A 14,253-nucleotide genomic window follows, 5' to 3' on the forward strand; every position below is an offset into this window, starting at 1 on the left:
GCGGCCGAACCCACCTTCGCCGCCGCGACAAGCCCCGCGACGGCACCCGATCCCACCCTCACCGGCCGCCTCCTGCTCCCGGCCGGCGCCGACGGCCGCGACCTCAGCGTCGTCGCCTCCGTCCGCGACGCCGACGGCACCCCCCGCGACATCTGGGCCCGCGTCACGCCCGACGGCCACTTCACCCGGCCCCTGCCCGGCGAACTCCGCGGGGTCCGCATCCTCGCCGGGATCGGCGTCGACCTGCTCGTCCTCGCCGGCCCCGACCTGCCCGCCGCCACCGCCACGGGCATCGACCTCGGGGCCCTCGACCTCACCGCGACCGTGGTCGCCCGCCGCATCGTGATGCCGCCCGGTCCCGCCGGCGTGCTCCGCGCCGCGCCCCACCTGGGCCCCATCCCCACCGACCCCCTCGGCGCCATGGTCTCCCTCGGCTCGGCCCAGTTCCGCGAGCTAGCCCCGGGCGCCGCGGTGGTCTGGCTCTTCCCGCCGGACGCCGCCGACATCCACATCCTGGTCGAGCACCCGGCCGACGCGCGGCGAGGCCGCGAGTGGCGGACGGGGCGGCAGGAGGTGTTCGGGCCCTACCCGCTGGAGGGGGTGCCGGGTGTGCTGGGTGGGGAGTAGGGGCGCCTGCCTGGGGGCTGATCAGCATCTCGGGTTTGCTGTATACGGTATACCAAACATATATATGATTGTAATTAAGCAAGTTAGATTTCGTCGGCGACGGCCCTTCTCAAAATAGAGACCCCAAGGTCCAATTCCCCCCGGGGGGAACTTGCGCCCCGACCCAGTCACGATTATAGTACGATCATGAACAATCCAAAACCGAACTACCCACCCCTCCGCTACCTCAGTCCCTGGCACCGGGTCTCGCGCCAGCTTGCCGACCACCTGCGCGCGCGCAGCGAGGCGGTGGGGGCGCCGCCCACCGAGAGCCACCTCGTGAGCTACCTCGGCAGCTACGCGCCGGTGACCATCGGGCGGCTGGTGGCGGTCTTCGGCCACAACAAGTCGACCCTCACCGGCATGCTCGACCGCCTCGAGCAGGCGGGACTCGCCGCCCGCACCCCGAACCCCGACGACCGGCGCTCCTTCCTCGTCGACCTGACCGACGCGGGCCGCGCCGTCGCCGCCCGCATCCGCGGCCAGCTCGAGGAGGTCGAGGCCGCCCTCGACACGGCCCTCGGGCCCGACGACCGCGCGGCCTTCGCCCGCATCATGGCGGCCATCGCCAGGGTGGCCGGGGCGCCCGCCGGCCCCACTGACGGAGTGGCGTCCGGCCCGTCCACCAGTCCGGCCACCGACCCGGCCGGCGCCCACGCCGACGCCGCGCCCGGCCCGACCACGACCACGAACTCGACCCCGCATCCGAACTCGACCACCACCGACCCGACCCCCGAAAGGGAATAGCCATGTCCATGCACATCGAGACCTTCGCCCGCACCCTGGGCATCCAGTTCTCCTACACGACCTACGTCTTCAACGCGAACCTCGCCGACGTGTCCGACGCCGACGCCTTCCGCGCGCCCGAGCCCGCCGGCAACTGCGCCAACTGGGTGGCCGGGCACATCGTGCAGGCGCGGGGGGCCACGGTGGCCATGCTCGGCCAGACCTGCCCCTTCGACCTGGACAAGTACGACCGCTACGTGCGCGGCTCCGAGCCCATGAGCGCCGAGAGCGAGGGGGCGGTGCCGCTGTCCGAGATGATGGCCGACTTCGGCGCCACCGTGCCGTTGCTGCGGGCCGGCCTCGACGAGCTCACGCCCGAACTGCTCGGCGCCCCGGCGCCCTACAGCCCGGGCAACGATCCGGACGAGACGGTGGGCTCGCTCCTCGCGGGGGTCGTCTTCCACGAGGCGTACCACACGGGCCAGCTCGGCGTGTTGCGGCGGGTGAACGGGAACGACGGGGCGCTGGCCTGATCGGTGCGGCCCGCCACGGTCGCGCGGTCCGGCGTTGTCGCCCGGCCCGCCTCGATCGCTTGGTCCGCCGCAATCGCCGGGCCCGGCGGCGTCGCCGGGCCCGCCACCGACGTCGCACCGCTCTACCTGTCGATCTATCCGAATCCGTTCAACTAGCGGCCCGGCCGCGGGCGGCGGTGCCATCCGGCGAAATTACGCCGCCGCTCCCTTCCCCCGGGGTTGGCCGGGGTCCATTCGCCGCTCATGGGGGGATCTCCCCACGAACCGGGGCCGTGAGCGGCCCGCCAGCGCCCCGATAGGACTTGAGATCTCAACACGTTACGAAACCGACCCCATCACCCGACAAATCCGCCCCAAAAACCCCCAATCCCACATTGACAACGCCTCCCCCGAAGACATCTTTCCCCGGAAACCGGGGGAGGATGACCCGTTTTGCGCCAGAACGTCCTTGCCAACATCCGCTTGTGGACCATATTGGTCGCGCTCGTAGTAGCAATCGTGATGTGGTTTGCGGTTTCGTTCGATTTTGGCGTGGGGGTTTTCCTCACCGCGCTCTGGGCGGTGGCCGGCTTCCGGGCCCTCGAGGGAATGCTGCGGGCGACCGTCGTGCCGCCAGGCACGCAACGCAACGAATTCGCCATCATCCTCTGGATTTTGGCCAAATTGGCTGTTTACGCCGTAGCGGTCTGGGTGTTATTTTCCCGTCCGCTCCCGCCGCTCAGCCACGCTGTCGGTTTCACGATCCTGATCGTGGTCCTGGTCGGCGTCGGGGCGCGGCATCGTGCGGAAGAGATCAGGCTTGCGACCCAGGGCCCCGTGGACCGCACCGGTCCCGCGGCAAGGCCCGACAGCGAAGGCGCCGAGTCGTAAAGAGACCTTGAAGCCGCCCGGCGGCATTCCGGACCGAGGGGACGATGCACAAGCTCAGCACGAAGAAGTTCGCGGTTCTGGCCCTCCTCCTCGGAGCGGTCATTTTTGCGTCCGGGGCCAGCCTGGCCCGCGATCACGGCGACGACACGGCCACGGGCGCGGTCCAGCACGACGACCCCCACGCCGCCGACGTCCAGGCCACCGACACCCACGCCACCGACGCCCAGACCGCGGACCACACATCCGGTCACGGCGAGCCCAACACCACCCACGACGAGCATGCCGCCGACCCGCACGCCACCGGCCACGGCGACGACATGCACGGCGCCGAGGGTCATGGCGAGGGCCACGGCGACGCCCACGGCGGCGGCCACAGCTCGATCCCGCACCTCTACAACCTGGTCAGCGGCTGGATCGCCCCCTTCGTGCCCGAAGCGGTCGCCCACAACCTCGAGGCCTTCATCGACCCCATCTACTCGCTGACGGTCGTGATCCTGCTCTCGCTGTTCTTCGTGGCGCTGGCCCGCCAGCTGAGCGCCCGCAAGCCGGGCCGCCGCCAGGCCGCGGCCGAGATCATCTTCGGCGGGCTGTACTCGCTCTTCCAGGCGATCATCGGGCCCACCGCCCGGCGCTACACGCCGTTCCTCGGCACCCTGTTCATCTTCATCCTGTGCAACAACCTGGCGGGCATCATCCCGCTGGGCCACGCGGCGACCTCGAGCTTCAACGCCACCACCTTCGCCCTCGGCGGCCTCACGTTCCTCTACGTGCAGGGCATCGCGCTGAAGGAGAACGGGCTGCTCGGCTACCTGCACCACATGGCGGGTTCGCCGAAGACGGGCATGGACTGGGGCTTCTCGCTGCTGCTCTTCCCGCTGCACCTGCTGGGCGAGCTCATCAAGCCCGTCAGCCTGGCGCTGCGTCTGTTCGGCAACATCTTCGGCGAGGACACGCTCGTCGCCACCATGGTCATCCTCGGCTACCTGCTGATGAAGGCGCTCCTGGGCTTCCTGCCGGAGACGGCCATGGGATTCATTCCCGGCCTGCCCCTGCAGCTGCCCTTCTACTTCCTGGGCCTGCTCTCGAGCACGATCCAGGCGCTGGTCTTCACGCTGCTGGCGACGGTCTACATTGCCCTGTGGCTGCCTCACGGCGACCACGGTCACGACGAGGCCCACGGGCATTAATCCCGGCACCCCTTCATCCTGAGGGGAGCCGGACAACCGCGGGTCCGCCCGCGAACTCGACAGTGCAACGCACGCACTAAAGGAGAAAGACAATGGACGGGAACATTCTGGGACTGGCTCTTCCTATCGGTCTGGGTATGGCTGCCATCGGCTCGGGTCTGGGTCTGGGCAAGGCTGTCGAGGGCGGCATGAACGCCATGGGTCGTCAGCCCGAGGCCATCGGTCAGATCCAGACGGCCATGATCATCGGTTGCGCCTTCATCGAGGCCCTGACGATCTACGCTCTGGTCGCCACCATCATGCTGATGGGCAACCTCGGTTAAGTCCGACTCGAACGGGGAAACCCGGCGTGCGTTGACTCGGATGATCCCGGGGGGCGGCCCAGCCGTCCTCCGGGGACCGACCCCGGCGCCAGGGGACCCGACCCCGAAAGGGAACGTTTCATGGAAATGGTGATGCCGAAACTCCCCCAGCTGCTGACCACGGCGCTCGGGTTCATCTTCTTCGTGCTGATCCTGGCGAAGTTCGCCTGGGGTCCGATCCTCAACGTGTTGGACGAGCGTCGCAACAAGGTCGAGGGCGATTACGCGGCGGCGGAGAAGAACCTGGCCGAGGCCGAGGCGCTGAAGGGCGAGTTCGAGAGCAAGCTGGCCGACATCAAGGCCATCGAGCGCGAGAAGGTCCAGGAGGCGGTGCGGCGCGGCGAGGAGCTGTCCGAGAGCATCGTGGGCAAGGCGCGCACGTCGGCCGACGAGATCCGGACCAAGGCCGAGCAGGACATCGAGATCGAGAGCCACAAGGCCCAGATCGAACTGCGCGACAGCGTGGTGTCCATGGCCATCGGCGCGGCCGAGAAGGTCATCGGCGAGAAGCTGAACGACGACCTGCACCGCAAGCTGATCCAGGAGTACATCGACAGTCTGGGCGGAGGCGGGTCCCATGCGTGATCGCAAGGTCGCGACCCGTTACGCCGAGGCGCTGCTGATCTCCGCCAAGCAGGCCGGCGTGCTGGCCGAGGTGGCCGAGTCGTACGCGGCGGTGCTGGAGGTCGTCCGGGGGAACCGTGACCTGGTCACGTTCATGGACAGCCCCCAGGTGCGCGTCGAGGAGAAGAAGGACCTGCTGAAGAAGGTCTTCGGCGGGAAGCTCGAGCCCGTGCTGCTCAACTTCTTCTTCCTGCTCATCGACCGCAACCGCATCGAGAACACCCGCGACATCGGCGAGGTCTTCGCCGAGCTCGTGGAAGAGGACATGGGCGTCGTCCGGGCGAAGGTCGTCACCGCGATCTCCCTGCCCGACGATCTGGCCGCCGCGCTCGAGCGCAAGCTCGCGGCGTTCACCGGCAAGCGCATCATCCTGGAGAAGAAGGTCGATCCCGCCGTCATCGGCGGCGTCTGCGTGACCATGGGGGACAAGATCCTCGACGGCACCGTGCGCACCAACCTCGACCTGCTCGGCAAGAAGCTGGGCGAGGCGCGCGTTCACTAGAATCTTCCCGGCCGGCGGCGCACGGCGGCGCGGGCCACGCAAGGGACTCAACGAGGAGTAAGGGCATTGAAACTCAAGCCTGAAGAGATCAGCTCCGTACTTTCCCAGGAGTTGAACAACTACGACCGCAACCTCGAGGTTGAGAGCGTCGGAACCATCCTTCAGGTGGGTGATGGTATCGCCCGCGTCCACGGCCTGCAGGACGTCATGGCCGGCGAGATGGTCAAATTCCCCGGGGACATCTTCGGCATGGTGCTGAACCTCGAGGAGGACTCCGTCGGTGTCGCCATCCTCGGCGCGGACACGAAGATCAAGGAGGGTGACCAGGTCACCCGCACCGGCACCATCGCCTCGGTGCCCGTCGGCGACGGCGTCATCGGCCGCGTGCTGAACGCCGTGGGCCAGCCGCTCGACGGCGAGGGCCCCGTGCCGAGCACCGAGACCCGCTCCATCGAGCTGAAGGCCCCCGGCGTCACCGAGCGCCAGCCCGTGGGCCAGCCCCTCATGACCGGCCTGAAGGCCGTCGACTCGATGATCCCCATCGGCCGCGGCCAGCGCGAGCTGATCATCGGCGACCGCGGTACGGGAAAGACCGCCATCGCCATCGACGCGATCATCAACCAGAAGGGCAAGGGCGTGCACTGCTTCTACGTGGCCGTCGGCCAGAAGCAGTCGACCGTCGCCGGCGTCGCCAAGAAGCTCAAGGAGCACGGCGCGATGGAGTACACCACCATCATCGCCGCCAACGCCTCCGACCCGGCCCCCATGCTCTTCCTGGCGCCCTACACCGGCACCACCATGGCCGAGCACCTCATGTGGCAGGGCAAGGACACCCTGGTCGTCTACGATGACCTCTCCAAGCAGGCCAACGCCTACCGCCAGATGTCGCTGCTGCTGCGCCGTCCGCCCGGACGCGAGGCCTTCCCCGGCGACGTCTTCTACCTGCACAGCCGGCTGCTCGAGCGCTCGGTGAAGCTGAGCGAGAAGAACGGCGGCGGCTCGCTGACGGCCCTGCCCATCATCGAGACCCAGGCCTCGGACGTGTCGGCCTACATCCCGACCAACGTCATCTCGATCACCGACGGCCAGATCTTCCTGGAGAACGACCTGTTCTACCAGGGCATCCGTCCGGCCATCAACGTGGGCATCTCGGTGTCCCGTGTGGGTGGCGCCGCCCAGACCAAGGCCATGAAGAAGGTCGCCGGCTCGCTGCGCCTCGACCTGGCCCAGTACCGCGAGCTGCAGGCCTTCGCCCAGTTCGGCTCCGACCTCGACAAGGCCACCCAGCGGCAGCTGACCCGCGGCGAGCGCATGGTCGAGATCCTCAAGCAGGACCAGTACGTGCCCATGCCCAACGAGAAGCAGGTCGCGATCATCTTCGCCGCCGGCAAGGGCTACCTGGACGACGTGCCGGTCGCGCAGGTGGCCGCCTGGGAGCACGACTTCCACGCGTTCATGGAGCAGAAGCACAGCGGCGTGCTGCACGCCATCGCCGACAGCGGCAAGCTCGAGGACCAGACCGTGTCCGACCTGACGGGCGCGATCGAGGAGTTCAAGCGGACCCGCGGCTAGTCCGCCGGTCGGTCCGGTAATATTACCAGGAGGTCACCCGTGGCGGGAGCCGGGGTCAAGATACTCAACAAGCGGATCCGCTCGGTCAAGAACACGCAGCAGATCACCAAGGCCATGAAGATGGTCGCGGCGGCCAAGCTGCAGCGTTCGCAGGGCAAGATGCTCGCCGCGCGCCCCTACTCGCAGAAGCTCACCGAGCTGATGACCGAGCTGGCGGGCAAGGCCGACATCGCCCATCCGCTCTTCGACGTGCGCCCGGTGCAGAACCGCCTGTACCTGGTCATCACGTCGGACAAGGGCCTGTGCGGTTCGTACAACATGAACGTGCTGAAGCTGGCGCAGAAGGCCGTCGACGCCTCGGTCGCCGAGGGCGTGGCCACGCAGGTCTACGCCATCGGCAAGAAGGCCCGCGACTTCTTCGGCAAGCGGGGCTACACCATGTTCGCCAGCCACGACGACTTCGGCGGCGAGGCGAACAGCGAGCGGGGCAACCGGGTCGGCAACGCCGCGGTGGGCGCCTTCCTCGACCGCACCGTCGACGAGGTGCGGGTCGTGTACGCGTCGTTCGTCAGCACCATGACCCAGTCCCCGGTCGACGTCGGGCTGCTGCCCATCGCGCCGGACGCCATGGCCGCCGAGGGCGACGCCGACGAGGCCGCCGAAGAGGGCAGCTCGAACCAGGACTACATCTGGGAGCCGAGCCAGGAAGAGATGTTCGCGACCCTGCTGCCCCTGTACCTGAAGAACCGGGTCTTCATGACCCTCAGCGAGGCGTTCACCAGCGAGCACGCGGCGCGCATGACGAGCATGAGCGCGGCCACGGAGAACGCCGGCGAGCTGATCGGGGCCCTGACGCTGCAGCGGAACCGCGAGCGCCAGGCCGCCATCACGGCCGAGCTGCTGGACATCGTGGGCGGCGCGAACGCCCTCTAGACGTCCGATCGAACTTTGATTTGAAGTGAGCGGGGCGAGCGCCCCCAACCCGACCGCGAAGGTCGCTCAGCAAGGAGAAAGAGTAATGGCCGAGAACTACGGCAAGGTCCAGCAGGTCATTGGCCCCACGGTGGACCTCGAGTTCGATTCGGATCACCTGCCGGAGATCCTGAACGCCATCCGCATCACCGACGCCGACAAGGGCATCGACCTGATCACCGAGGTCGCCCAGCACATCGGCAACAACGTGGTGCGCACGATCGCCATGGACTCCACCGACGGCCTCGTCCGCGGCATGAAGGGCCTCGACACCGGTGCCCCCATCAGCGTGCCCGTCGGCGAGCAGTGCCTCGGCCGCCTCTTCAACCTGCTGGGCAAGACCCTGGACGGCAAGGGCGACCTCGCCAACCCGAACCAGACCTCGCCGATCCACGCCTCCCCGCCGGACCTCACCGACCAGGGCGAGGCCAACGAGATCTTCGAGACCGGCATCAAGGTCGTCGACCTGCTCGCGCCCTACGCCAAGGGCGGCAAGATCGGGCTCTTCGGCGGCGCCGGCGTGGGCAAGACGGTCATCGTGATGGAGCTCATCCACGCCATCGCCACGCAGCACGGCGGCTACTCCGTGTTCTGCGGCGTGGGCGAGCGCACGCGCGAGGGCAACGACCTCTGGCTCGAGATGACCGAGTCGGGCGTCATCGAGAACACCGCCCTGGTCTTCGGGCAGATGAACGAGCCGCCGGGAGCCCGCCTCCGCGTCGCGCTCTCGGGCCTGACCATGGCCGAGTACTTCCGTGACGAGATGAACCAGGACGTGCTCCTCTTCGTCGACAACATCTTCCGCTTCACCCAGGCCGGCTCCGAGGTGTCCGCCCTGCTCGGCCGCATGCCGAGCGCCGTGGGCTACCAGCCGACCCTGGCCACGGAGATGGGCCAGCTGCAGGAGCGCATCACCTCGACCCGCAGCGGCTCGATCACCTCGGTGCAGGCCATCTACGTGCCCGCCGACGACCTCACCGACCCGGCGCCGGCGACCGCGTTCTCGCACCTCGACGCCACGACGGTGCTCTCGCGGCAGATCGCCGAGCTCGGCATCTACCCGGCCGTGGATCCCCTCGACTCCACCAGCCGGATCCTGACCCCGGGCATCCTCGGCGACGTGCACTACAACCTGGCCCGCCAGGTGCAGACGATCCTGCAGCGCTACAAGGACCTGCAGGACATCATCGCCATCCTCGGCATGGACGAGCTCTCCGACGAGGACAAGGTCATCGTGCAGCGCGCGCGGAAGATCCAGAAGTTCCTCTCGCAGCCGTTCTTCGTCGCCGAGACCTTCACCGGCATGCAGGGCCGCTACGTGAAGCTCGAGGACACGATCCGCTCGTTCCAGGGCCTGGTGGCCGGCGAGTACGACCACATCCCCGAGCAGGCGTTCTACATGTGCGGCGCCATCGAGGAAGTGCTCGAGAACTACGAGAAGATGCAGGCGGAAGGTTAGGTCATGGCCAAGAGCTTCAAGGTCGTCATCGTCACGCCGGACAAGACGGCGTACGAGGGTCAGGCGGTCGCCGCCACGATCCCCGGCCTCGCCGGCTACATCGGCGTGTGGGCCAACCACGCCCCGCTCGTCGGCGCCGTGGCGCCCGGCCTGGTCGAACTGAAGATCGACGAGGCGGGCAGCACGCGCTACTTCTCGGTGGGCACCGGCTTCGTCGAGATCAGCGACAACGTCGTCAATCTCATGACCGACACCTGCGAGAAGGGCGACGAGATCGACGTCCCGCGCGCCGAGGAGGCCCTCGACCGCGCCCGCAAGCGCCTGACCTCCATGGAGAAGGACCTCGACCGCGAACGCGCCCGCCTGGCCGTCTCGCGCGCGCAGGCCCGGATCTCGGCGAGCAGGCATACGCACTAGGCGGGTTTGGACCGCCCCGGATGGAATGGCCGCCGGCCGTCGCGAGACGGCCGGCGGTTTCTCTTTGGGGGTGGGTTGAGCGGCGGCGACTGCCGGACAGGAGGCGGGTCGGCACGTACCGACCGCTCAGGGCGGGGCGGATCGACCCGCCCGACCTTTCCCTCCCGGCCTTGACCTGCCGACACCGCAGGATAATCGGACCCCACACATCCGATTCCCCCCGGGGGGAACCCCGCGCAGCCCAACACGCGAAGCACCGGCCCGTTCTACCGCAGCCGAAAGTTGTAGGGCACCGCCACCCACGCCCGCACCGGAACCCCCCGCTGCCGGCCTGGCTCGAACGCGCACCGCCGCGCCGCGTCGAGCGCCGCCTTGTTCAGCAGCGGGTGCGCGCCGCTGACGATCGCGACTTCTTCCACGCGCCCCTCGGCGTTCACAAGCACCTTCACCACCACCGTTCCTTCGACCTGCGCCAGCCGCGCCACCTCCGGATAGTGGGGCTTCGGCTGGATCCGAAGCACGGGCCGCGCGCTGCTCGCCACGAAGCCCGTGTCGTCGGGCGCCACGGGAGCGAGGGGCGGGAGCGGATCGTCGATCAGCAGGAACTCCGGCGGGTCGACCGCGTCGGGGTCCTCGTCGTCGACGGCCACCACCTCCTTCGGCAGCACCGGCGGCGCGAGCACCTCGGGTTCGTCCGGGACCTCGAAGTCGTCGGGCACGTCGACCCACTCGAACCCGCTCGTGCGCAGGCGGTAGGGCGTGGGTTCGTAACGCGGCGAGAACCAGACGAGCAGCGCGCCGACGACCAGCGCCACGAGCGCCGACCAGCGCAATGTTCTCTCGTAGTTGGACTTGAAGGCGTCGTTGGCCGAGACGACGGCCCAGCCGGGACGGGTGTTGGTCATGTCATGCCCCTTCGGCGACGGGCGGACTTCGCCGGGGTGGGGCGCGTCGAGGACCGCGTGGTGGGGCGCATGAGGGATAGGGAACGGGGCGGGGGGGCGTCAAGGGCGCGCCCCGCACGCGACGCCGCGGGAACCCCGACCCGTCGTCGGCGGTATCTCCCGGACCGCCCGCGAACAGGGGCGCCCCACCGACGAAGGGGATCCACCGACATGATCCACACGATCTCATCCGCGTCCGGCCCCGCGCTCCGGCCCAGCCGGCGCGCGTTCGCGTTCCTGCTGACCGTCGCCCTCGTCGCGGCTCTCGTCGCCGCGGCACCCCGGGCCCGGGCCGACGTGGCCATCGAGGAACCCGACACCGGCAAAGACCTGCCGGGCCTGCTCCTGACCATGGCCAACCTCTCCTACGCCGGCCTGGCCGCCGGGCCCGCCGGCCGCGGTGAATTGGCGACCGTCACCGCGGTGCTGGGGCTCGGCCTCGGCGCCGGTTCGGTGGCCCTGGGCGCCACCGAGACGGTGGGTCTCGAAGGGCTGGTGATCGTGACGGGGGTGGCGTCGGCGGCCGTGGGGATCCTGGGTCTGGCTCGCCGGGACGGCCCCGCTCGGGCTGGCGAAGATCACGGTCTCTCGCGGGGGCCGACCGTCGTGCCGCTGGGCGGGTTCGATCGGGAGGGCCACTTCGTGCGGGGCCTGGCGGTGGCGGGGGCATTCTAGCGGCGGGCGCGATCCCTCCCCGGCGCCACGATTCCGGCCCGGGGGTGCCGGCCACGGACGGTGTTCCGCGACTTCGTGTTGCCTGGGCAACGCCGGCCGCGGAACACCCCATCAGTCTACCCTCTCGCGAACCGCAGGAACGCCTCCCGTTCCACCCACGCCAGGAACAACACCAGCGCCGTCACCGCGGCCACCATCGGGTCGTTCACCCCGGCCGTGCCCCCGATGAACCAGTGGAACGCCAGGATGTTCAGCACGATCGGCCCGAGCACCAGCAGCCCCAGGCGCCGCGTGCGCGGCCAGGCGATCAGCAGACCCCCGATCACCTCCCACACCTTGACGAAGGTCATGTAGCCGGTGGGCATCATGGCCGTCATGAAGTGGGCGATGGGCGTGCCCTCGGGCGGCGCCGGCGGCTCGGGCAGGGCGCCCGCGAGGAACGCGATGCCCAGGCCGGCGAAGACCAGGGCGAGCAGGCCGCCCGCGACGGCAGCCGCGATCCTGATTCCCTTCATGCTCACCACCCCTTCACGTAGGCGACGAGCTGCGTGAGCACCGTGCCCCAGCCGTGCTCGAACCCCATCTCCGCGTGCTGCTGTTTCGTGTCGGGGTTGGCGTGCTGGGCGATGGCCGTGTAGCGCGTGCCGCCATCGCCGTGCGGCTCGAGCAGGATCGTGGCCGTCATGAAGGCGACGTCCTTGGGGCGGTAGCCGGGGCCGAGGGCGTCGGTCCAGACGAGTTTGCGGTTCTCGATCACCTCGAGGAAGCAGCCGGCGTTGGCGGGCTGGGTCTCGCCCTCGGGCGACTGCATGGTGGTGGAGAAGACGCCGCCGGGGCGCAGGTCGATCTCGCAGGCGATGGTCTTCCAGGGGTCGGGCGTGAACCAGTTCACGATATGCTCGGGGCGGGTCCAGGCCTGCCAGACGAGCTCGGGACGGACGTCGACGACGCGCTCGAGCACGAGGTCGAGTTCCGGATCGATGACGGGGCGGGTGGTGCTCATGGGTCCTCCATGGTGGACAGGTAGTCGTCCAGTCGGTCGAGACGACGTTCCCAGGTGTGGCGCTGCTCCTCGAGCCAACGGGTGGTCTCCTGCAGGGCCTGCGGACGCAGTTGGACGATCCGGACGCGCCCGCGCTTGCGGGTCGTGACCAGGCCGGCCGACTCGAGCAGACGCAGGTGCTGCAGGAACGAGGGCAGCGCCAGGTCGAACGGCTCCGCCAGTTCGGACACCGTGGCCGGACGCTGACCCAGGCGCGCCAGCACCGCCCGACGGGTCGGGTGGGCGAGGGCCTGGAAGGTCCGGTCGAGGGTGTCGAGGGCGGCGTTCATGGCGGACAGCATACGCCCGAAAAATACTTAGGTCAATACCTAAGTATCAGGGTTGGGTCCAGGGGTTGTCGGCGTCGGCCAAGGCGAACCCCTCGTCCTTCCAGCCCTCGAGGCCGCCGATCATCTCCTTGACCGGTCGTCCCAGCCGCGCGAGCCTCACCGCGGCCTTGTTCGCGCCGTTGCAATGTGGGCCCGCGCAGTAGACGACGAAGAGCGTGTTGTCCGCCCACGCAGCCATGCGCTTGGCGTCGATCTCGGCATGCTTCAGGTGAAGGGCGCCCGGCACGTGGCCGGCCGCGAACAGGTCGGCGCTGCGCACGTCCAGGAGCACGAAGTCCCGGCGGTCGTTGCTCAGGGCGTGGTGCACGTCCCAGCAGTCGGTCTCGAAGGTGAGTCGGGCTTCGAAGTGGGCGAGAGCAACGGCGGCGTCAGCGGCGGGCACGGCCGCGACCAGGGACCGGATCTTCATGCGGGCCTCCAGGGTGGGGGTAGGCGATGACCATACGATCAACACGAGGCGCCCGGACGGCCACCCGGATCGCGACCCGGCCCTCCGGGGTGGGCGCGGCCGCGCCGTGCTGCTAGCATGGTCGAGAGAACGCGCGCGGCCCCGGCGCGCCGGCCCTATCGCCAGCGAGGTGCCCGATGAAGCCCAGCCGAGTCATCGCCGTCTTCCTGTTCCTGGCCTGCGTCGGCCCGGGTCGTCTCGAGCCCGGCCCGGCCGCTGCCGCTGCCGCCGAGAATGCGCCCACCATGCCTCCGTCGGTGACGCTGCCCCCGGAACTGGCCCGCGTCCTCACCGACTACGAGCAGGCCTGGGCGGCGAAGGACGAGCACGCCCTCGCGGCCCTCTTCACGCCGGACGGCTGGGTGCTCTCCAGCGGCCACCCGCCGGTGCACGGCCGCGCGGCCATCGTCGCACGCTACCGCGACAGCGGCGGGCCCCTCGCGCTGCGGGCCCTCGCGTACACCATCGACGGCGAGCTGGCCACGATCATCGGAGCCTACGCCGCCGCGCCGGACGACCCGGACGCCGGCAAGTTCACCCTCACCCTGCGCCGCGGCGACGACGCCCGCTGGCTCATCGTCTCGGACATGGACAACGGCAACCGCCGTCCGCCCACGCCGCCGTTCGACCCGTGCCGGCCCGAGGTGGTGTCATCGCGGGAGATCGATTTCCGGCCGGTGAACGAGGACATGGTGCGCTTCGAGTCCGCGGGCCAGCCCTGGCTCACCGATCTCGACGCGGTGGTGGCCTTCGTGCTGACGAAGCTGGTGCCCGGCGACTGCGCCGACACCTGCCTGCAGATCGAGAAGTCGCCGGGCGAGGGTTGCGAGTGGGCCGTGGTGACGCGGGTCAGGACGGGGTTCCTGGAGGACTCGATCCGCGGCGACTGGCTCGAGGTGCGCCT

18 protein-coding genes and 1 pseudogene are annotated in these 14,253 nt (G+C 69.3%); 14 read left to right on the plus strand and 5 right to left on the minus strand.

The window, feature by feature from the left end:
• From KDM41_12940 to atpC, 12 genes are all read left to right on the plus strand, one after another.
• Nucleotides 1–627, plus strand: a 627-nt coding sequence (locus tag KDM41_12940) for a hypothetical protein (protein ID MCB1184335.1), incomplete at its 5' end; no start/stop codon positions are given.
• A 186-nt stretch (nt 628–813) separates the two neighbouring features.
• Entirely contained in the window at nt 814–1,413 is a 600-nt protein-coding gene (locus tag KDM41_12945) for a winged helix-turn-helix transcriptional regulator (protein ID MCB1184336.1), read from the plus strand.
• A 2-nt stretch (nt 1,414–1,415) separates the two neighbouring features.
• Nucleotides 1,416–1,925, plus strand: coding sequence for a DinB family protein (locus KDM41_12950; protein ID MCB1184337.1), 510 nt, complete (start codon nt 1,416–1,418; stop codon nt 1,923–1,925).
• A gap of 432 nt (nt 1,926–2,357) precedes the next feature.
• Nucleotides 2,358–2,795 carry a hypothetical protein gene (locus KDM41_12955; protein ID MCB1184338.1) on the plus strand — a complete coding sequence of 146 codons (438 nt, stop codon included), beginning with the start codon at nt 2,358–2,360 and terminating at the stop codon, nt 2,793–2,795.
• A gap of 44 nt (nt 2,796–2,839) precedes the next feature.
• The gene (locus KDM41_12960; protein MCB1184339.1) at nt 2,840–3,982 is read left to right on the plus strand and encodes a F0F1 ATP synthase subunit A; all 1,143 of its coding nucleotides are present in this window, start codon (nt 2,840–2,842) and stop codon (nt 3,980–3,982) included.
• Nucleotides 3,983–4,074: 92 nt separating this feature from the next.
• The gene (locus KDM41_12965) at nt 4,075–4,305 is read left to right on the plus strand and encodes an ATP synthase F0 subunit C (GenBank protein ID MCB1184340.1); all 231 of its coding nucleotides are present in this window, start codon (nt 4,075–4,077) and stop codon (nt 4,303–4,305) included.
• 132 nt (nt 4,306–4,437) lie between these two features.
• Nucleotides 4,438–4,929, plus strand: coding sequence for a F0F1 ATP synthase subunit B (gene atpF, locus KDM41_12970; protein MCB1184341.1), 492 nt, complete (start codon nt 4,438–4,440; stop codon nt 4,927–4,929).
• The gene (atpH, locus tag KDM41_12975; GenBank protein ID MCB1184342.1) at nt 4,922–5,470 is read left to right on the plus strand and encodes an ATP synthase F1 subunit delta; all 549 of its coding nucleotides are present in this window, start codon (nt 4,922–4,924) and stop codon (nt 5,468–5,470) included. Before atpF ends, atpH begins: the two co-directional genes overlap by 8 nt.
• A 66-nt stretch (nt 5,471–5,536) precedes the next feature.
• A complete protein-coding gene (gene atpA, locus KDM41_12980; GenBank protein MCB1184343.1) occupies nt 5,537–7,042 on the plus strand; it encodes a F0F1 ATP synthase subunit alpha in 1,506 nt (501 codons plus the stop codon).
• A gap of 39 nt (nt 7,043–7,081) precedes the next feature.
• Nucleotides 7,082–7,975: an ATP synthase F1 subunit gamma gene (gene atpG, locus KDM41_12985; protein ID MCB1184344.1), complete on the plus strand. Its 894-nt coding sequence runs from the start codon at nt 7,082–7,084 to the stop codon at nt 7,973–7,975.
• 85 nt (nt 7,976–8,060) lie between these two features.
• Nucleotides 8,061–9,473, plus strand: a complete 1,413-nt coding sequence (atpD, locus tag KDM41_12990; GenBank protein MCB1184345.1) for a F0F1 ATP synthase subunit beta — start codon at nt 8,061–8,063, stop codon at nt 9,471–9,473.
• Between the two features lie 3 nt (nt 9,474–9,476).
• The gene (gene atpC / locus KDM41_12995) at nt 9,477–9,890 is read left to right on the plus strand and encodes an ATP synthase F1 subunit epsilon (protein MCB1184346.1); all 414 of its coding nucleotides are present in this window, start codon (nt 9,477–9,479) and stop codon (nt 9,888–9,890) included.
• A 266-nt stretch (nt 9,891–10,156) separates the two neighbouring features.
• Here atpC and KDM41_13000 read toward each other — a convergent pair whose 3' ends face one another.
• Nucleotides 10,157–10,795, minus strand: a complete 639-nt coding sequence (locus tag KDM41_13000) for an energy transducer TonB (GenBank protein MCB1184347.1) — start codon at nt 10,793–10,795, stop codon at nt 10,157–10,159.
• A 210-nt stretch (nt 10,796–11,005) separates the two neighbouring features.
• Between KDM41_13000 and KDM41_13005 the strand changes: the two genes are divergently transcribed.
• Nucleotides 11,006–11,509, plus strand: a complete 504-nt coding sequence (locus KDM41_13005) for a hypothetical protein (protein ID MCB1184348.1) — start codon at nt 11,006–11,008, stop codon at nt 11,507–11,509.
• 116 nt (nt 11,510–11,625) lie between these two features.
• On the opposite strand, the gene KDM41_13010 is transcribed toward KDM41_13005, so the two are convergent.
• From KDM41_13010 to KDM41_13025, 4 genes are read right to left on the minus strand one after another with little or no spacing between them, the layout of a single operon-like run.
• Nucleotides 11,626–12,024: a hypothetical protein gene (locus tag KDM41_13010; protein MCB1184349.1), complete on the minus strand. Its 399-nt coding sequence runs from the start codon at nt 12,022–12,024 to the stop codon at nt 11,626–11,628.
• A gap of 2 nt (nt 12,025–12,026) precedes the next feature.
• Nucleotides 12,027–12,512 (minus strand): SRPBCC family protein, encoded by a 486-nt coding sequence (locus tag KDM41_13015; GenBank protein ID MCB1184350.1) that lies wholly within the window; start codon nt 12,510–12,512, stop codon nt 12,027–12,029.
• Entirely contained in the window at nt 12,509–12,841 is a 333-nt protein-coding gene (locus KDM41_13020; GenBank protein MCB1184351.1) for a winged helix-turn-helix transcriptional regulator, read from the minus strand. Before KDM41_13020 ends, KDM41_13015 begins: the two co-directional genes overlap by 4 nt.
• A gap of 46 nt (nt 12,842–12,887) precedes the next feature.
• The gene (locus tag KDM41_13025; protein MCB1184352.1) at nt 12,888–13,310 is read right to left on the minus strand and encodes a rhodanese-like domain-containing protein; all 423 of its coding nucleotides are present in this window, start codon (nt 13,308–13,310) and stop codon (nt 12,888–12,890) included.
• Between the two features lie 176 nt (nt 13,311–13,486).
• On the opposite strand from KDM41_13025, the pseudogene KDM41_13030 reads away from it, so the two are divergent.
• Nucleotides 13,487–13,951: pseudogene (locus KDM41_13030) on the plus strand (nuclear transport factor 2 family protein).
• The last annotated feature ends 302 nt before the right edge of the window (nt 13,952–14,253 follow it).

The organism is bacterium, from assembly GCA_020440705.1.
Lineage (GTDB): Bacteria > Krumholzibacteriota > Krumholzibacteriia > LZORAL124-64-63 > LZORAL124-64-63 > JAGRNP01.